At 69.6% G+C, this 17,438-nt stretch carries 17 protein-coding genes, 2 tRNA genes and 1 pseudogene; 6 read left to right on the top strand and 14 right to left on the bottom strand.

The features are described 5' to 3' along the window. Positions 1–31: 31 nt before the first annotated feature. The 14 genes from eboE to N2652_06835 all read right to left on the bottom strand — a co-directional run bounded on the left by eboE (position 32) and on the right by N2652_06835 (position 12,801). Positions 32–1,243 (bottom strand): metabolite traffic protein EboE, encoded by a 1,212-nt coding sequence (eboE, locus tag N2652_06900; GenBank protein MCX7818915.1) that lies wholly within the window; start codon positions 1,241–1,243, stop codon positions 32–34. A gap of 34 nt (positions 1,244–1,277) precedes the next feature. Continuing rightward, complete coding sequence (locus N2652_06895; GenBank protein MCX7818914.1) at positions 1,278–2,324, bottom strand: hypothetical protein; 1,047 nt, start codon at positions 2,322–2,324, stop codon at positions 1,278–1,280. Then, the gene (locus N2652_06890) at positions 2,321–3,718 is read right to left on the bottom strand and encodes a glycosyl hydrolase family 28 protein (GenBank protein ID MCX7818913.1); all 1,398 of its coding nucleotides are present in this window, start codon (positions 3,716–3,718) and stop codon (positions 2,321–2,323) included. The genes N2652_06895 and N2652_06890 overlap by 4 nt, the downstream gene beginning before the upstream one ends. Continuing rightward, positions 3,715–4,398: a DUF1080 domain-containing protein gene (locus N2652_06885; GenBank protein MCX7818912.1), complete on the bottom strand. Its 684-nt coding sequence runs from the start codon at positions 4,396–4,398 to the stop codon at positions 3,715–3,717. Before N2652_06885 ends, N2652_06890 begins: the two co-directional genes overlap by 4 nt. A 31-nt stretch (positions 4,399–4,429) precedes the next feature. Next, a complete protein-coding gene (locus tag N2652_06880) occupies positions 4,430–5,317 on the bottom strand; it encodes an alpha/beta fold hydrolase (GenBank protein ID MCX7818911.1) in 888 nt (295 codons plus the stop codon). Beyond that, on the bottom strand, positions 5,314–6,537 hold the full coding sequence (locus tag N2652_06875; protein MCX7818910.1) for a hypothetical protein: 1,224 nt from the start codon (positions 6,535–6,537) through the stop codon (positions 5,314–5,316). The genes N2652_06880 and N2652_06875 overlap by 4 nt, the downstream gene beginning before the upstream one ends. Further along, positions 6,494–7,003, bottom strand: coding sequence for a nitroreductase family protein (locus N2652_06870; protein MCX7818909.1), 510 nt, complete (start codon positions 7,001–7,003; stop codon positions 6,494–6,496). The genes N2652_06875 and N2652_06870 overlap by 44 nt, the downstream gene beginning before the upstream one ends. A gap of 18 nt (positions 7,004–7,021) precedes the next feature. Further along, positions 7,022–7,852 carry a hypothetical protein gene (locus N2652_06865; GenBank protein MCX7818908.1) on the bottom strand — a complete coding sequence of 277 codons (831 nt, stop codon included), beginning with the start codon at positions 7,850–7,852 and terminating at the stop codon, positions 7,022–7,024. A gap of 67 nt (positions 7,853–7,919) precedes the next feature. Next, a tRNA-Leu gene (locus tag N2652_06860) sits at positions 7,920–8,006 on the bottom strand. 31 nt (positions 8,007–8,037) lie between these two features. After that, positions 8,038–8,979 carry a hypothetical protein gene (locus N2652_06855; GenBank protein MCX7818907.1) on the bottom strand — a complete coding sequence of 314 codons (942 nt, stop codon included), beginning with the start codon at positions 8,977–8,979 and terminating at the stop codon, positions 8,038–8,040. Between the two features lie 32 nt (positions 8,980–9,011). Next, positions 9,012–9,803, bottom strand: coding sequence for a metallophosphatase family protein (locus N2652_06850; GenBank protein ID MCX7818906.1), 792 nt, complete (start codon positions 9,801–9,803; stop codon positions 9,012–9,014). A gap of 13 nt (positions 9,804–9,816) precedes the next feature. Further along, entirely contained in the window at positions 9,817–10,503 is a 687-nt protein-coding gene (locus tag N2652_06845) for a 2-C-methyl-D-erythritol 4-phosphate cytidylyltransferase (GenBank protein ID MCX7818905.1), read from the bottom strand. 256 nt (positions 10,504–10,759) lie between these two features. After that, on the bottom strand, positions 10,760–12,175 hold the full coding sequence (locus N2652_06840) for a DNA recombination protein RmuC (protein ID MCX7818904.1): 1,416 nt from the start codon (positions 12,173–12,175) through the stop codon (positions 10,760–10,762). Continuing rightward, positions 12,172–12,801: a tRNA (guanosine(46)-N7)-methyltransferase TrmB gene (locus N2652_06835; GenBank protein ID MCX7818903.1), complete on the bottom strand. Its 630-nt coding sequence runs from the start codon at positions 12,799–12,801 to the stop codon at positions 12,172–12,174. The genes N2652_06840 and N2652_06835 overlap by 4 nt, the downstream gene beginning before the upstream one ends. A 130-nt stretch (positions 12,802–12,931) precedes the next feature. On the opposite strand from N2652_06835, the gene N2652_06830 reads away from it, so the two are divergent. The 6 genes and pseudogenes from N2652_06830 (at position 12,932) to N2652_06805 (ending at position 17,145) form a co-directional block, all read left to right on the top strand. Continuing rightward, positions 12,932–13,357: a polymer-forming cytoskeletal protein gene (locus N2652_06830; protein MCX7818902.1), complete on the top strand. Its 426-nt coding sequence runs from the start codon at positions 12,932–12,934 to the stop codon at positions 13,355–13,357. A gap of 60 nt (positions 13,358–13,417) precedes the next feature. Further along, the gene (locus tag N2652_06825; GenBank protein ID MCX7818901.1) at positions 13,418–14,092 is read left to right on the top strand and encodes a polymer-forming cytoskeletal protein; all 675 of its coding nucleotides are present in this window, start codon (positions 13,418–13,420) and stop codon (positions 14,090–14,092) included. A gap of 85 nt (positions 14,093–14,177) precedes the next feature. Continuing rightward, positions 14,178–15,482 (top strand): Mur ligase family protein, encoded by a 1,305-nt coding sequence (locus tag N2652_06820; GenBank protein ID MCX7818900.1) that lies wholly within the window; start codon positions 14,178–14,180, stop codon positions 15,480–15,482. 114 nt (positions 15,483–15,596) lie between these two features. After that, a tRNA-Gln gene (locus N2652_06815) sits at positions 15,597–15,670 on the top strand. A gap of 19 nt (positions 15,671–15,689) precedes the next feature. Further along, on the top strand, positions 15,690–16,616 hold the full coding sequence (locus N2652_06810) for a ribose-phosphate pyrophosphokinase (GenBank protein ID MCX7818899.1): 927 nt from the start codon (positions 15,690–15,692) through the stop codon (positions 16,614–16,616). A gap of 28 nt (positions 16,617–16,644) precedes the next feature. Continuing rightward, positions 16,645–17,145 (top strand): annotated as a pseudogene (locus tag N2652_06805) (50S ribosomal protein L25). Positions 17,146–17,438: the final 293 nt, after the last annotated feature.

The raw sequence follows: 17,438 nt of genomic DNA, 5'->3' as shown, positions 1-17,438 counted from the left end.
GGTGGAGTCCAAGGATTGGAGGCCGCGGCGCTCAGGTTGCCCCGCGCAGCGCGCGGCGGAGCCGCCGCAGGCACCAGCGATATTCGGCTTCGATGGAATCGGTGAGGCTGTGGCGGCGGACGGACCGGGGGAGGGCGAAAAAGGTGTACGTTTCGATTTCGAAGACAGCGGTCGCCGCGAGTGCCGCGCGCCAGAACTCCGCGTCGAGCGAGGCCGAGCTTGAGCGCAGCGGTGCGACGGGGGCGTGGACGAGGGGAATGTGGCAGTGGGTGCGCACCGTCCAACGGGCGGGCAGCGCGGGTAGTTCGCGCAACGCCCGGGGTAGGTCGGTCCATCGCGCGCGTTCGAGCGGGCCGTCGCCGGCGCGGGTTTGGTGAAGGTAAACGTCGTCGGCGAAGCGTCGCAGCGCGCGACGGCCGGCAGGAGTGTTCGGCGCGCCGGGCGCGGCGCTGACCTGGACCTTCGCGACTGTGATGCCGGCGCGCCGCAATCGTGCCAGCGCGTCGGTGGGGGACTCGCGGTTTACCCAGAGGTGGCAGGTATCGAGGCAGATGCCGAGGTGCTGGCGGATCGCGCGTTCCGCCTCCGGCAGTGTGGTACCGGCCAGGCGCGCGAGCTGCGGGGCGCCGAGGGGCAGCACGGTACGGTCAAAGGTCTCGACAAAGCCGGTGGCGGTTTCGATCCAGCAGTCCGGCTCTGGCTCGATCGCGAGAGCGATGTGGCGGCCGGTGGTTCGGCGCAGTTCGTCCAGCGCATGCACCGCGGCGATCCAGCGGCGGACGATGGCGCCGATCGCGGCACGGTGGCGCACCCATGGTCCGAAGGAGCCGGGCACCGTGCTGATGCTGCCGGGGACGTCGGGCGGCAGCCACCCGGCGAGGATGCGGGCGAGGCGCAGCGTGTAGGCGAGGCGTGCGTCGGACCGCCAGTCCGGGGCGTAGACGCGTTCCTTCACCGGACCGCCGTGAAAACGACCGTAGGGGAAGCCGTTGATGGTGACCGCGTACATGCCCAGCTCAGTGAGGCGGCGAAGGGCGGCAATGCAGCGGCCGGGCCGCTCGAGCCAGCGGGCGGCCTGCGCGGAGATGCGCAATCCCAGCCCGAAGGGCCGGCCGGGAGCGAGCCGCCGGCGTAGCTGCGCGCAGCACGACTCAATGGCGGCCAGCTGGTCTGCCCAGCGCTCCCCGGGATGGATGTTGAGGCAGTAAACCAGATGGTGGACGCCGTCGTCGGCGAGCCTCATCGGGCGGTTCTCCGTCTCGCGCCGGCGAGAGGGGTCAGGCGGACGAACCGCTCTCCACGCGGGTCACGAATTCCGCATCGAGCGCTTCGCCGGCGGGCAGCTCAATCACGCCGTGATTTGCCCACCCTTTCGCCAGCAAGTTCACGCCGTTGTTCGCGTTGGCGGCCGGCTCGAGTGCGAATACCGGCCGCTCGATGGGGTTGAAATAGACGAGGTGGCGGACGTTCGGCGAGCACTCGTAGTGGAGGCGCACGCCGCTGTCCGGCCATTCGATCGAGGCGCGGCCGTCGAAGCCTCCGAGGCAGGTGTCGTAGCGGCGGTCGGTGGGGACGGGGCAGCCGGCGGCGCAGTCCAGATCCGGCGGCAGGGGGGCGAGGGGGGCGTTGGGCAGACAGTCGCCGTCCGGATCCGGCCAGACGCCGGCGGCGCGGAAGGCGATGCGCACCGGTTCGCCCGGGCGGGTCAGCGCGCGGCGGTAGTAGGGGTGCCAGCCGAAGCCGGCGGGCATGGACGAGTCGCCGCGGTTGACGATGCGCAGCCGCTGCACCAGCGCGGTGCCCTCGAGACGGATTTCCGCGCTCAGCTCCATCGGCCAGGGCCAGTTGAACGCGGGACGTGTTCGGGTGTCGAGCGCGAGGCGCACGAGGGCCTCCGCGCGGTCGGTGACGGACCAGGGATGGTTGCGCGCGTCGCCGTGGATGGCGTGGTTCTCGCCGTTGCGCAGCTGGTATTCGCGGCCCGCCCACATGAAGCGGCCGTTCGCGATGCGGTTGGAGTACGGAATCATCATCCAGCTTGCGAAGCGCATTTTGAGCACCGGGTCGCGCACGTCGGGGTAAAGGTCAATCCAGCTCTCGCCGCGGCGCAGCGCCCAGGCGAGGATGCCGGCGCCGTCGCGAGGGGAGAGAATCAGACGCAACCGGTCGTTGCGGAGTTCCAGTTCGTCACGGCCGGGTGGACCTCCGGCGGTCGTCTGCGCGGGGGCGGCGAGGGGGGCGGTTGCCGCCAGTGCTCCCAGCTGGCCGAGCAGTGTGCGTCGGGAGATTCGAGTAGGTCGGGCTTCTGCGTGGGGTGCGGTCATTTGGGGGTCTCCGGAGACGGGGGCGATGCGTCCGCGTCGGTGACGACGCGGGGTTCGACGGGTTGGCCGTCCCAGCGCAATCCGTCGAGTGTGACGTTCACGGCGTCGTCGAGGACCAGCGGGGGGCGGCCGTCCGCACAGAGCGCGTGGATGCGCACGTTCTCGAAGCGTAGGCCATCGACATGACGAAGGTAGAAGGCCCAGGCGGGCAGCTCGCCCCACATGAGCGCTTCTGGATAATCGGCTGCGCGCAGCGGTGGCCGCAAGGGGCTGGCGTCCGAGCTCCGTCCACCTTCGACGGTGAGCTGCACGTCGCGCACCACGATGTTGCGCACGGGCTGGCCCGGCATGCCGACGAAGGGGCAGCCGATGCGCATGCCCTCCGCGCGGATTTCCTCGAAGACGACATCCTCGACGACGCCCGGCTGCTGCGGTGCGGGCGGTTCGTGGTCGGGTCGTGGGCGGCGCAGGCCGACCCGGATGAACAGCGCATTGCGGGCATAGCGGATGTTCATGCCGCGGACCCGGATGCGGCGTACGGCGCCGCCGTCTACGCTTTCGAGCGCGACGCCGGAGATGCAGCGGTAGACGTTGGCGGTCGGCATCGCCTCGACGGTGCAGCGCTCGACGGTGAGATCCTCGACCTCGCCGACGCTGTCGGTGCCGACCTTGATCGCGTTGCAGGTGGTGACGAGGCGGCAGTCGCGGACGGTGAGGTTGCGCATCGGCCGGCGGCGCATGCTCTTGAAACAGATCGCATCGTCGGCAGTTTCGATGTCGCAACGTTCGATCAGCACATCGGAAGTGTCACAGGGGTCGATGCCGTCCACGCAGGGGGCTTCGAGGGGATTGCGGATCGTCACACCTCGAACAACGACATCGCGGCAGCCGTTGAGGCGGACGGTCCAGGAACCGGCATTGCGCAGCGTCACGCCTTCGATGTGGATGTTGGTGCAGGCCTCGAAGAGGAGGAGGTGGCGAATGCGCGGGACGGCGGGGTCCCAGTCGTACGAGAGATGGGCAACGGGCCGGAACGCGTGGGGATCGAGCGGGCGAACCTGGCGGATCGGGAGCGTGGCCTGTCCCTCGATCGTGCCCTGCCCCGTGATCGCGATGTTTGTCGCGCCGCGCGCGGTGATCAGGGCTGCGGGGTTGGTGGGTGCGAGGCCGCGGAGCACCGCGCCGTCGGCGAGGTGCAGCGTGGTGTTGGGAGGCAGCGTGAGCGGCGGAACGAGGTGGAGGCCGGCCGGCACGACGACCCGACCGCCGCCCTCGCGGGCACAACGGGCGAGCTCCGCCACAATCCGCGTGCCGGCAGAGAGGGCATCGTCGGCGGTGGCCCGGATCGCGAGCGCGCAGCCCCCCACGCAGAGCAGGATCTGCGAGCGCTTCATGGCGCGGGGGGTGGCGGGGGGAGGGCCCGAATGCGGATGTTGCGGAGCGCGCCGGCGGTGCGCCAGGTGGAGATGCTGAAGGGAATGCCTTCCTCGATCTCACCGGCCCGCATGTGGACGCGCCGGCCGCGGATGTCCACATTCACTACACGCCGGTCGCCGATGTCCGCGATGAGGCGGTCCTCATAGACGCAGAGCGTGATTTCGTACCAACGGCCGTTCTGGAACTCCATGAACGAGGAGGTTTCGTTCTCGGAGGCGTCCATGCCGTCGAGGCTGGAGATGCCGACAACGGTGCCGCCCCAGCCTCCGACGACGAGCGTGGCGTGATTGGTGCCGACCGGGAAGGTGAGGCCGCAGAAGAAGTCGCCGCCCGACACCCGCATCGCTTCGAGTCGGACCTCGTAGTTCACGCGCGGCAGCTCGCCGGTCCAGGTGATGCCGGTGAGGTCCTCGCCCGCGCCAAGGAAGATCGCGGGGCCGGCGGGCGCGTTGGTCGGCAGCTGAGGAGGAGGGCGGTCCGGGTAAGCAACAATCGGGCCGGGACGGACGTAGCCGGTATTGGTCCAGCCGGTGAGGTCGCGACCGTTGAACATTGAGCGCCACGCGTAGGGATCGCTTCCGGCGTGTACGGCGGTTGCACCGGCGATCAGTGCGATGGACCAGCGAAGTCTCGGCATTTCAGGTTGCTCCCCGTCGTTGACGCCTCTCTTATAACGCCGGGCGGTTCCGGGCGCGAGCCGCGGCCGTGAGCAGCAGCCACCGTGCGACGAGTCGGGCGACCTGCCGCTGACGGGGCGCAAAGCTGTGGTCCGCGCCGGGGATCCGGGCGGTTTGAACATCGCCGGGGCGGAGCGCGCGGAGGCGCGCGAGCATTTCCGCCACCGGACTGACTGCGTAGGGCTCGTGGTCGCCGAATGCGGCGAACACCGGGACGCGAAGCCGTCGAAACGCGCGCATCGGGCCATCGTAACGGAACAGTGCGGCTTCACGCCGGCGGGGGTCGGCGAGGCTCAGAAAGCGTCGCGCGGTGAAGCGCATGGGGTCGCGGGCGATCAACACTTCGTCCCCACGTCCCGCGCGGACCATTGCGCGTGCGCGTGCGAGTGTTGCCTGCCATCGGGCACCGAGGTCGCGCCGGACGATCGCGTAGTCGTCGCAGGGGGCGAGCAGCACGATCGCGGCGAGTCCGCGGCCCCGGCGGCGGTCGGCCCAGTGCAATGCCTTTTGGCAGCCGGTGCTGTGGCCGATGACCGCGACGCGCCGGCGTCCGATCCGGCGTGCGAAGCTCGCGGCCGCGTCAAGGTCGTGTTCACAGGCCTCGAAGACTTCTGACGTGGTGCCGGCGTCGGCCCCGCGGTTGTTGATCGAGAGGATGGGCAAACCGGCGCGGGGGAGTTCCTCGAGGAAGGCGGCTTTGAGCGGCGACCGGTAGAAGTTGCTGAACATGCCGTGCACGAAGATGACCAGCGGCAATTCGGCGGGTGCGCCGGGCGGTGCGGGGGCGTAGAAGCCATCGAGCCGCAGGCCGGATCGGCCGCGCCAGGTGACCAGTTCGCCCGGACGGCGGATCCATACACCGGCGGGAGGGCGCCTCACACCTGGCTCCCGCGGATCGCGGCCCGGAGCCGGGCGATATCCTCTTCCGGCAGCGGGGACCACCGCGCGGTGCGCACGCGGAAATCCTCCCCGCCGGGCGGCAGCACGAAGCTGGTGACGTGGCGGCCGTCGTCTGCGAACACGTGGGCGCGGCCCTGCGGACCGCACACGACGACTGTTCCGGCGCGCTCGTCCCTGTACCAGCTAGTGGGGCCGGCTTGGGCGGCGTCCTCGAAGGCCTTGTGGACGGGTCGGTGGTGTTCGCGCCGGCGCCGTTCCGCGTGGCGGGTGCGGCGGTCGAGCTGGCGTTCACCGCGCTCGATTGAGTCGGCGAGGCGGCGCAGGAGCGCGGGGATACGGGCCAGCGCGCGGCGCAGCGCGGCGGGGCCGGCGGCGCGCGCGGCGGCGGCCTCGAGCGCGATCTGGGCCAGCGCGCGGCGGGCGGCTTCGCGGGCGCGGGCGACCGCGACGCCGCGTTCGCCGACGAGCCACTCGTCCAGCGGCGCGCTGTTGGGCAGCCGGCCGACCGTGTTCAGCCGCAGTTCTCGGCGTGCGCCGGGACCGAGGGTTTCGACCACCTGGAAGGTGAGCGCGAAGCGGTCGGCGGGGTCTTCCGACCCGGTGTGGCGGAAGTAGCCAGCGGCGACTTGGCCGAGGATGGAGTAGGCGCGGGAGGAGCGGCCGAACTCGGGGAGCTGGCGGTGGCGGAGTTCGCGCCCGGCGGCAGTTGCGGCCAACGGTCGTGCCGGCGGGTTGTAGAGGTCGGCGGCGCGGGGATCGTTGCGCGCCAGCAGCCAGCGGGAGAGTTCGAGCCATTCCGGCAGGCCGACGGCGTCATAGCCGGCGAACACCGACAGCGGCGATGGAGGTTCCGCGTGGGCGCAGGCGGCGGATTCACAACGAAAGCAGTAGACCGCGCCCTCGCGATAGACGCCGACGCGGCCCTCGAGGGTGGCGAGCTGGTCGCGGAGCTGTTCTGCAAGCGGCGGTTCGAACTCGATGCGCCAGCCCTCGGCGGGGTGCACGCGCGCGACGACCGCCAGATCGAGCGGCGGGGCGGCGGGCGCGGCGACACCGTGCTCGGTGTCGTACAAGTCGCGGATCAGTGCGCGAAGGGCGTCCGCGGCCGCACGCACGCGGCGCTGCGTTCGTTCCGCGCCGGGCGAGGCGGGCGGCTCACCATTCGTTTCGGTGGATCCGGTTGGGATCACGTCGTTCATCGGGCGGCGGTGTTTCCGCGGCGCGGCCGATGGGCACCAGCGCGAACGGCACCAGAGTGGCCGGTATGCGGAGGATCTCCCGGACCGCGCGCTCGCGATCGGCCACCGGATGTAGGCCGATCCAGACCGCCCCGTAGCCGAGCGCGTGTGCGGCGATCAGGAGATTCTCTGTCGCGGCGGCGCAGTCCTGCGGCCAAAACCCCGGAATTTTCTCGCGCGCCGGCTCCGCGCAGATCAGCACCGCGAGCGGCGCCTGCGAGAGCATCTCGCATTTCGGCATCGCGCCCGCGAGGCGGTCCAGCAAATCGCGGCGGTCCACCACCCCGAACTGCCACGGCCGCGCGTCGCCGGCGGAGGGCGATCGGAACAGCACCTCCAGCAGTCGTTCCACATCGTGCGGGCGGACCGGATCGGGGTGGAACCGGCGGATGCTGCGGCGGGTGAGCAGAGCTTCGATCGCGTCCATTGGCGCGGTCTCCCTCGTTCAGTCGGCGGGCAGCCGTTCCAGATACGGCGTGTACTCGGCCGGCAGCGTGGTCGCGGTGATTTCCCGCGACAGGCGTTGCACCTGGCCCTCTCCGAGCACCGAGGCGCGTTCGTCAGTAATCCGGATCCACGGTTGGTCGTGGTCGTCGCGGTAGACCAGTTCGAGTCGGATCGTTCGGTGGTCCGCGCCGAAGCCGTGGAAACGGCGGTCGAGGTCGCGGTCGGCGGCGGCGGTGGCCCAGCTGGCGCGGTGTGGACCGAGCGCGGCTTCGATCGCGGCGATGAGTCGCTCCCGGATCTCGCGGCCCTGCTCGATGTGCGGCGGAATTTCGATCACCAGCTCGCGCGGTGAGGGCATCGAGGGGCGCATCACGGCCAGTTCCGCGGCCTCCGCCATCGCGCGAGCGCTGCGGAACGCATCATCGAGGCGGGCGCGCTCCTGAGGGGTGAGTCGCAAGAGCTCGGCCAGGTCGTCGTGAACGCGGAAGTCATCCGTCACCGCGGGCAGGTCCAGACGGCCGACCATGCGCTCGGGGACGGGGTAGCGGCCCTGGAAGTTTTCGAGAATCCATCGCAAGAGGTCGTCGAGCTGGCGGCGAAGGCGTTCGTTATCGGCGGCCATTTCTCGGTTGGCGGCGCGGAGCGCGTCGTTCTCCGCGGCGATGGCGTTCCAGCGTTCGGTGTCGGCGGCGGCGGGGCGTGGCGCAGCGGCTGGCGCGGGCGGTGTGGACACAACCGGCGCGGGTGCGGGTGGGGGGGAAGGGGAGGCCGGCCGCGGCGGTGGAGTGGCGGCCTGCCGCAGCGCGAGCACGGTGACGGTGGCGGCCACGGGGATGGCAAGGCGGCGGATCACTGCGGACGGGACGATGCGACGCGCTGCATGGTGCGTGCGAGAATGGTGCACCCGGAGGGAGTCGAACCCCCACGCCCTCGCGGGCATAAGAACCTGAATCTTACGTGTCTGCCAATTCCACCACGGGTGCACCGTGGAATCGCAGCGGAATGATCGTATGCTCAGCGGCGGTTGTCAATCCGCGGCTCGACTCGTCGGCCGTCCGGCCCATATCCGTCCGGCAGCTCGAACGGCTGTCGAGAGGTTGCGGGAGTGGGCAGGCTGTCCGGCCGCGGCTCCTGCACGCGCAGCGGTGCGACGACGCGGTCGCCCTCGTAGGGGCGCGCGCCCGCGACGACGATGTCGCCGTCCTCGGTTCGCCGCAATTCGATTTCGGCGGGCGTCGAGCTCCAAAACATGGTTTGCACGGGCGTGCCGTCGGCTTCGAACACGCTGTGGGTGAAGCGGCCGGGTGCGGACTGATGCAGCACGTGCACGCGGCCGAGACGATCGAAGCGCAGCAGCGGTCGGAGCAGTCGAACGTGGGGGCCCAGGTCAAACACACCGTGGCAGAGCTCGGCGGCGTCCTCGTCGACCCTCAGAAACAGGTGTTCCTGCCGGTTGCGGCCGAGCGTCCGCAGCTGGTACGTGAACCGGCGCTGGTCGGGCGCGGTCTGCGACACGCGCAACAGCTCCAGGCCCGGCACCACGTCGAGAAACTGACGGCCACTGACGAGCATGCCCGCGGGTCCGTGCAGGCGGGCGGAGACCGCGTAGGCGCCGGGCGAGCGAATTTCATAGAGGCGGAGCAGATCGAACTCGAGCGTTGCGGCTTTGAAGGGGGGGATCACCGCGATGCGGCGGAACATCGGCACGTCGGTGCGGGGGATGAGGCGGCCCGGTGCGGCCTCGATGTCGAAACGAAGCCGGCAGTTGCCGTTGGTTTCGCCCACCGCGAACTCGTCTGGGGTGCCGTTCTCGATGGTGACGGTGGCGAGGATGGACTCCATGTGCAGCACGATCGAGTGGGCCAGCCGCAGGCGCAGCTCGGCCTGGGCGCCGGCGGCGGTGGCCAGCGCGAGCGCACCGAGCGCGGCCAGCGGAGCCACACGGAGGTGTTTCATCGGCCGGATTCTCCAACGCGGACGTGGCCGCATCAGCGTCCCAGCTCCAGGCGCTGCGCGAGCCGCTCGGGCAGCCCGGCCTCGCGGATCGCCTTCTGCGCGCCGGCGATATCGTATTCGAGGCGGTGCAGCTCCACCTCGCCGGTGCCAAGGTTGTAGGTGACGTAGGCGGCGCGCGGATCGCCGTCCCGCGGCTGTCCGACGCTGCCGACGTTGATGAAGTAGTAGCGGCCCAGCTGTATGCGGATCCGGTTGTAGAGGCCGAAGCGGACCTCGTCGGTTTTTTCGAATGCGAGCGGGACGTGGGTGTGGCCGAAAAAGCAGACGGTGGTTTTCTGGTAGTTGAAGTTCTGCTCCGCCTCGAAGCGGTCGAACACGTAACCCCACTTTTCGGGCGTATCGAGCGTGCTGTGGACCAGCGTGAACGATTCCACGCGCTGGGTGTAGGGCAGCATGCGCAGGTACTCCAGCTGCTCCGGTGTGAGCATCCGGCGGGTCCAGTTCGCGACGTCCGCGGCCAGCGGGTGGAACCCTTCGAGGTCGGTCTGGCTGGCGCAATAGTGGTCGTGGTTGCCGCGCACGACAACTGCGCAGACCTCGCGGATCAGGTCCACGCACTCTCGCGGGTTCGCGTTGTAACCGACAATGTCGCCGACGCAGACGTACCGCGTGCAGCCTCGGGCGCGCGCGTCGGCGAGCACCACTTCCAACGCCTGCAGGTTGCTGTGGATGTCGCCCAGGATCGCGTACAGTCCCTGCGGCCGCGGAGGGCGCCGTGGGCCGGGGGCGTCGCTGCGAGGTCGTGAGGGGGGATGGGGGTCCATCGACGCGGTGCGATCAGGGCTGGCTTAGCAGCAGCGCCGCCATGGAGAGGTCGTCGGCAGTGCGCAGGTGGACGGGGGGTCGGGTGGGTGGGACGGTCCGCAGGGTTCCACCGGCCGCCTCGATCCACACACTTTCGTCGGGGCCCTCCCATCGTTTTCGAGCAGCGAGCGCCAGAGCTTTGCGCAGCAAGTCTGTGCGGTAGGCCCGAGGGCTGCGGATCACCCACGGTTGGATCTTCACGTCCAAGCGACGGGTGGTGCGGCCGGAGACCAGCAGTACGGGATCGGTGATCAGCTCAGCGACGCACGCCGCACCCGCGCGCGAGGCGGCCTTCAGGGTTTCAGTGATCGCGGCACAGCCGACGGTGGGGCGTCCGGTCTCGAGAATCACCGCCCACTTTACGTCTTCCTCGAAGGCTTCCAGGGCCTGCGCGAGATTGGAGGAGCGCCGGTCGGTGCCCGCCCGTACTGCGCGCAGCTTCGTGATACCGAAGCGCAGCCGCATCGCCTGGGGCATCTCCACCCGGTCTGGCGCGACGACGACCACCATCCCGTCCACCTCGCGGCAGGCTTCCACTGCGCACATCAGGTGTGCGATCGCAGGACGGCTCGACAGCGAGAGGAACGCGGTGTCCGCCCCACTGGTCAGTTTCTGTTCGCGGCCGGCTCCCAACACGATCGCCCATGCACGATCCGCCATGATCGCCCCCTTGTCGCTCATGCGCCGTTGGCGTTCGTTGCTTGCATAACCGCTAGCTTATCACTTATGACGTGGCACGTCGAGGCAGACTCTGCGAAGGCCGCGCCGTTCGCAATCAACGGACGGCGAGCAACTTGTGCTCCGATGCGCGGCGGACGGGCGCTAGACATCTTCGGTGAGCATTGTGGCAACCGAATCTGCACAAAGGCGGACGCGCTCAGAATGATCTTCGGTCTCGTGGGAGGGGACGCTGTTGTCACCGGCCGGCGCTCGAGGGAGGCGGGGCGGGATTGCGGACGGGGGCTGGTGGCTCGGGGAGGCTCGGATCGAGGTCGACGGGCGGGGGTGCCGCTAGCTGCTGGCCGGCGTGGGGAACCTCGAGCTCTTCGAATCGCTGCGCGCAAGGCATCAACCGCGATTGGAAGCTGGCGACGGACCGGTTGTAGGCCTGCACCGCTCTGCGCAGGCCATGGCCCGCCTCGATGAGGTGCTCCACGAAGGTGAGCAGTCGCTTGTAGAGCTCGCGGCCTGCCTCCGCGACGCGCTGCGCGTTCTGCTCGAGCGCCTGCTGACGCCATCCGTAGGCGACGGCCTTGAGCAGCACGATCAGCGTGGTGGGCGAGGCGGGGATCACCCTCCGGCTGGTACCAAACTCGATCAGCGACGGATCCTCCTGCACCGCCGCGCTGAAAAAGGACTCACCCGGGATGAACAGCACGACAAAGTCGGGCGTCGGCGAAAACTGTTCCCAGTACGACTTCGAACCGAGCTGCTCGATATGGTCGCGAATCTGGCGGGCATGTCGGACCAGATGCTGGCGACGCTCCGACTCATCGGTTGCTTCGATGGCGTTGAGGTACGCTTCGAGCGGCGCTTTCGCGTCCACCACGAGCAGCCGACCGCCGGGCAGGTGCACGATCATGTCCGGGCGGCTGGGACGTCCCACGCCGTCGGCGACCGCCTGTTCCTCGAAATCGCAGTGTTCCAGCATGCCGGCCATCTCGACGACTCGGCGCAGCTGGATTTCGCCCCAGCGGCCACGGGTTTGTGGCGTTCGGAGCGCGCGGACCAGCTGGCCGGTTTCGGTGCGCAACCGCTCCTGGGTTTCCATGAGCTGCCGCACCTGCGCGAGCAGTCCCTCGTAGGCCCCTTCACGTTTCGACTCGAGTGCCTGCACGGTTGCCTCGATACGGCGGATGTCTTCCCGCACGGGTGCGACGAGGTTTTCCACCGCTTGGCGGTGCTGGTCGAGCTGGCCGGCGGCTTTGGCATGGGCGGTGTCGAACAGCCGCTGCGCGAGTTCGAGGAAGCTATGGGCGTTCGCGCGCAGTGCGTCGGCGGAGATCGCCTTGAAGCTGTCTTCAAGCGCGGCGCGGGCCTGCTCGAGCACGGCAAGCTTCTCGGCGGTGGCGCGGCGCTCCGCGGCGAGCTCGGCCTCGAGCGCGGCGGCGCGGCGCTCGGCGGCGGCGGCCCGCTGCGTGGCGGCCGCCAGCTCCGCGGCCAGCGACGCCTCCCGCCGCGACGCTTCTTCGATGTGCGCGTTGCGCGCGGCCAGCGCCGCATCGAGCGACGCACGATCCGCCAGCATTCGCGATCGCATCCACAGCCACATGGTCAGACCGCCCAGCAGCGCGGCGACCACGACCAGTGCGAGAACGGCGACCGTGGTCATGGTTCGTGCTCCTTCCTCGCCGCGGCGTTCGGCCGCAGCCGGAACGTGATGCGGCCGATCGGCCGTTCGTAGAGAAAGCCGAGCTCGAAATCGGTCCGCTCCTCTTCGGTCGGCAAGCGCACCGGCGCAATTTCAAACCGTCGATCCGCGGCGACGGCGCGATGGATCACCTCGAAGTACGGCATGTGATCGGTGGCGACGTGCACCGCGCCGCCGGGCACCAGCGTGGCGGCGAGCGCATCGAAAAACAGTGGGCCGAACAGCCGGTGACGGTGATGCCGCAGCTTGGGCCAGGGGTCGGGAAAGGCGACAAACATCTCGTGCACGCCGCGCCGCGGCAACAGGTAACAGGCGGCGTAGAGCGCGTCCATCCGCAGCAGCCGCACGTTGGCGAGCCCGAGCCGCTGGACGCCGCGCGCCACCTTGCGGAGCCGGCCGAGCATGCGGTCCACGCCCAGGTGCCACATGTCGGGATGGCGCCGCGCATGCGCCAGCAGCAGCCGGCCTTTGCCGCAGCCAAGGTCCACCACCAACGGCCGCGCATCGCCCCGGAACAGCGCCGAAGTGTTCAACGGTGAGAGTACGGTCTCCGCGGTCAACCGCACGAACACGTCGTGATCGGACATGGCGGGCGCATCGTACGCGATCGGCGGCGCGGGGCAAGCAGCGCGGCGTACGACGCTTGCGGCGGGTGGGGCTGCGCGGCAAACTTTGGGCGAACGATCGTTCAACCACCAGCGATACGGAGGTTCCAGCATGGATGCAACAAGCGCCTCGTCCGTGATTGCGGGCGATGTGGAAATCACCGGCACGGTGAAGAGCGCGGGCACGGTTCGCGTGGACGGGAAGCTCGAGGGCGAGCTGCACTGCGAGAAGGACGCGTGGGTCGGAAAGTCCGCGGTGGTGAAGGGCAACCTGAATGCGTCGTCGGTGATCGTCGAGGGCACGGTGAACGGCAACATCGTCGCGCGCGACCGCATCGAGCTGAAGGCGACCGCGCGGCTGACGGGCGACATCAAGGCGAAGCGGCTGGTGGTCGAGGATGGTGTGACGTTCATTGGTCGTTCGGAGGTCAATCCGAGCGGCGCTGGAGCGGCGCCGGCAGCGCCGGCCGCCGCGCCGTCGGCCACGGCCGGCTCTGCGACGGCGGAGCCGGCACGGGCTGGCATCTTCAAGCGGTGAGTGTGACCTGCCGGCCGCGTGCGCCGACCACAGCGGCCTCGCGGGCGGGAGCCGGACGCGATGGGCTCGGGCCGAAAGGCGCAGGTGGTCAGCGGATTCGACATTGTCCGCTCGATCCGCCGTTCGGAGAGTTCGACCGCGCCGCCCGCGCCAATGGGGAGCGTGGCGGCGTCAGGTGGGACGGTGGCTCTGCCGCCCCGTCGCGTCACCGCCTGCCCCCTCTGCGGCTGGGCGACGGAAGTGGCGGGGCGGCCAACGTTTGGTGTCTGCCCGAGGTGTCGCCAGAAGTTCGACATCGTGGACTACACGTTGGACGTAGAGTTTGACGGGCGGATCGTCACGGGTGGTCGGGTGCGGGTGGGCCCCGATGGCGTGGTTCGGGGGGGAGAGATCAGCGCTGCGGAGGTGGAGGTCCAGGGGCGCATTGCTGGGGGCCGAGTGTGCGCGAAGCACCGGTTGGTGCTGCGCGCGGGAGCGATGTGTGCGGCAGGCTGCGTCGAGTTCGGTGCGCTGACGGTTGAGCGGGGTATTGAGCTGACGTTTCCGGCGGTTGTGCGGTGCCGCGCGGTGGATCTGGCGGGTGTGATGGAGGCGGAATTGGAGGCGGAGGAGGGGGTGATTTTGCGCGAAGGAGCCGTTTTCCGGGGGCGGTTGAAGTGTGCATCGCTGTGCGTGGAGGACGGCGCGGCGCTGCTGGCGGCAGTGGAGGCGGGACGGCGCCCCCGCGCGGGGTGAGGCGGCGACGGCGGTCGGCGCGGTGCGGGAAAGATCGGAAGTGCCGTGGGGTCGCTATCACTTGGTGGGGGTGGCCGGGGTCGGCATGAGTGCGCTGGCCCAGGCGCTGCGCGATGTGGGCGCGGAGGTGAGCGGGTCCGACCGCCATGCGGATCGGGGCGAGTGGCTGCCGATTTTGCAGCGGCTGCGACGGGCGGGCGTGCGGCTGCTGCGGCAGGACGGTTCCGGGGTGGAGCCGGGCGTCGTCGTTGTCGTCAGCAGCGCGATTGAGGCGGACAATGCGGACCTTGCCGCGGCGGTGCGGGGGGGACTGCAGGTACGGCACCGGGCGGAGGTGCTTGCGGAACTGGTGCGCGGGCGGCGGGTCGCTGCGGTGGCGGGGACGAGTGGCAAGACTACCGTGACCGGGATGCTCGGCTGGATTCTCGAGGTGGCCGGTCTGGACCCGTGGGTGGTGAACGGCGGGGGCCTGCTGAACTGGGTGGCACCGGACCGTGTGGCGAGCGTGCGGCGAGGTGACGGGGAATGGAGCGTGATCGAAACCGATGAGAGTGACCGGTCGCTGCTGCAGTTCGAGCCGGAGCTGGCGATTGTCACGAACATCAGTGATGACCACTTCAGCGAAGCGGAGGCGGAGCGCCTGTTTCGCCAGTTTGTGCAGCGTGTACGCCGGGTCGTTGTGACGGGGGTGGGTGTGGGTCGGCGGCTGGGAGAACCTGCCGCGCGGCTGGTCGAGGCGGCTCCGCCGGGGAGTGTGGTCGCGCGAGGCGGATGGCTGGAATTTGAGTGGTGCCAGACGAGGTTTCAGCTGCAGTTGCCGGGCGCGCACAACGCCGCGAACGCGGTGTTGGCGGCGGCGGCGGCGGCGGAGCTGGGTGTGCCGCCGGCGACGTCCGCGGCGGCGCTGAGCCGGTTTCGTGGGATTGAGCGCCGTTTGGAGCGTGTGGGGATGTGTGGCGGCGCGGTGGTGCTGGATGACTACGCGCACAACCCCGCGAAGATTGCGGCTGCCTGGTCGGCGGCGCGCGAGATGGGGTCGCCGGTGCTCGGGGTGTGGCGGCCGCACGGGTTCGGGCCGTTGGAACGGATGATGGACGAGCTTGTCGCCGCGTGGTCGAAGGTGGTGCAGGAGGGGGACCGGTTGTGGCTGTTGCCGGTGTTTTATGCGGGAGGCACGCCAGGAGGGCGCGCCAGTTCGGAAGAGCTGGCTCGGCGGCTGGCTGACGTGGGTGTGCATGTGGAAACGGTCGGCGCACTGGATGAGCTAGAGGGACGGGTGCGGGCGCTGGTGCGGCCGGGCGCGGTGGTGCTGGTGATGGGGGCGCGGGATCCTGCGCTGCCGAGGTTCGCGCGGCGGCTGTGTGGGGCGGAGGAAAGCGGGACGGTTTGACCGGCCACGGGGCGGTCGGTAGGCTATCGGTTCCGTCCCGATCCGGCCGACCAGGCGGGGTTGGGCCGTCCGGCGGCGGCTTGCCGGGCGGTGCGGGGCGTGGAGAGTTTCCACTGCCCGATGGTGTAATGGCAGCACACGGCCCTTTGGAGGCCAGAGTCCAGGTTCGACTCCTGGTCGGGCAACCAGGCGGGACCCGGCGGGCGAATGAAACTGTTGTCCGGAACGGCGCACAGGCAGCTGGCCGAGCGGATCGCCGCGTTTCTTGGCGAGCCGCTGGTTGGCGTTGAGATCGGCCGGTTTCCGGACGGTGAGCATCGCATCAAGATCATGGACAACATCCGCGGGCACGACGTGTACATCGTGCAGCCGACGTGCCCGCCGGTGAACGAGAATTTGATGGAGCTGTTGATCATGATGGACGCGGCCCGGCGCGCGTCCGCGTCGCGGATCACCGCGGTGTTGCCGTATTTCGGGTATGCGCGGCAGGACCGGAAGGACCAGCCGCGCGTGCCGATCACCGCGAAGCTGGTTGCGAATTTGCTGGTGGCGGCCGGAGCCAACCGGGTGTTGGCGCTGGATCTGCATTCGCACCAGATCCAGGGGTTTTTCGACATTCCGGTGGATCATCTGACCGCGGCGCCGGTGCTGGTGAAGGCGCTGCGCGCGATGAATCTGACGGACGCGGTCGTCGTCGCGCCGGACACAGGGGGCGTGAAGCAGGCGTACGCCTTCGCGCAGATGATCGGCGCCGGTTTTGCGATCGCGGCGAAGCAGCGGAAGAGCGCGGTCGAGGTGGAAACGATTGACATGGTCGGCAACGTGGCGGGCCGGAACGTGCTGCTGGTGGACGATCTGATCACGACGGGCAGCACGCTGTGCGGCGCGGCGGAACTGCTGAAGCAGCGGGGGGCCGGGAGCGTGCGTGCGGTGGTCACCCATGCGCTGGTGACGCGGAAGGCCATTGCGGCGCTCAAGGCATCGCCGATTGAGGAGATCATCGTCACCGACACGGTGCCGGTTGGCGATTGGGAGGGCTTTCCGGTCCGTGTGCAGTCGGTGGCGGAGCTGCTCGGCGAGGCGATTCTGAGGATTCATAACAACCAGTCCGTGACCTCGCTGTTTCAGGTTTGAGGGCGGACGGAGATCGGGAGCAGGACGGATGAGCGAGACGATCGTGGTGCGGGCGGAGCGTCGTGAGGCGTGCGGCAGCGCGGCGGCGCGACGGTTGCGGCGGGCAGGCAAGATTCCGGCGATCGTGTACTGCGAGGGGCGCCCGGGCGAGCCAGTGTGGTTGAACGCGCACGACTTTGGGCTGATGCTGCAGCATCACCGCGGCGAGCACATGCTGGTGAGCCTCGAGCTGGAGGGGACCCGGCGGCCGGTGTTGCTGAAAGAGGTGCAGCATCATCCGCTGAACAGCTCGGTGCTGCACGTGGACTTCTACGAGGTGTCGATGACGCGGCGCATCCGCGTGGAGGTGCCGTTGCGGCTGGTGGGGGATCCGATCGGTGTGACGCAGCAGGGGGGCATCCTGGACCATCTGTTGCGAGTGGTGGAGGTCGAGTGCTTGCCCGGCGACATCCCGGAGGAGATTCCAGTGGACGTGTCGGGACTGGCGGTGGGCCGGCACCTGAGCGTGGGCGACATTCGGTTGGACCCAGCCCGCTACCGGATCGTCACCGCCCCGGACATTGCGATCGCGGCCGTGTCGATGCCGAAGGCGGAGGAGGCGCCGGCGGCCGCCACGGAGGCGGCGGCGGCAGCGGAGCCGGAGGTGCTTACGGAGAAGAAGGGCGAGGAAGGCGAGGCGGCCACGGAGAAGGGCGCTGCGAAGGCGGCGCCGGCCGCGGCGAAGGAGGGCAAGGAGGCGAAGGAGCCGAAGGAGGCGGTCGCGAAGGGCGGAAAGGAGAAGGGCGCGAAGGGCTGATCGGTGCCGGAGCGCGCGCGGCGGCG

The sequence above is a fragment of the Kiritimatiellia bacterium genome (assembly GCA_026417735.1).
Classification (GTDB): domain Bacteria; phylum Verrucomicrobiota; class Kiritimatiellia; order PWTM01; family PWTM01; genus CAACVY01.
This window is presented reverse-complemented; position numbering and strand designations above follow the sequence as displayed.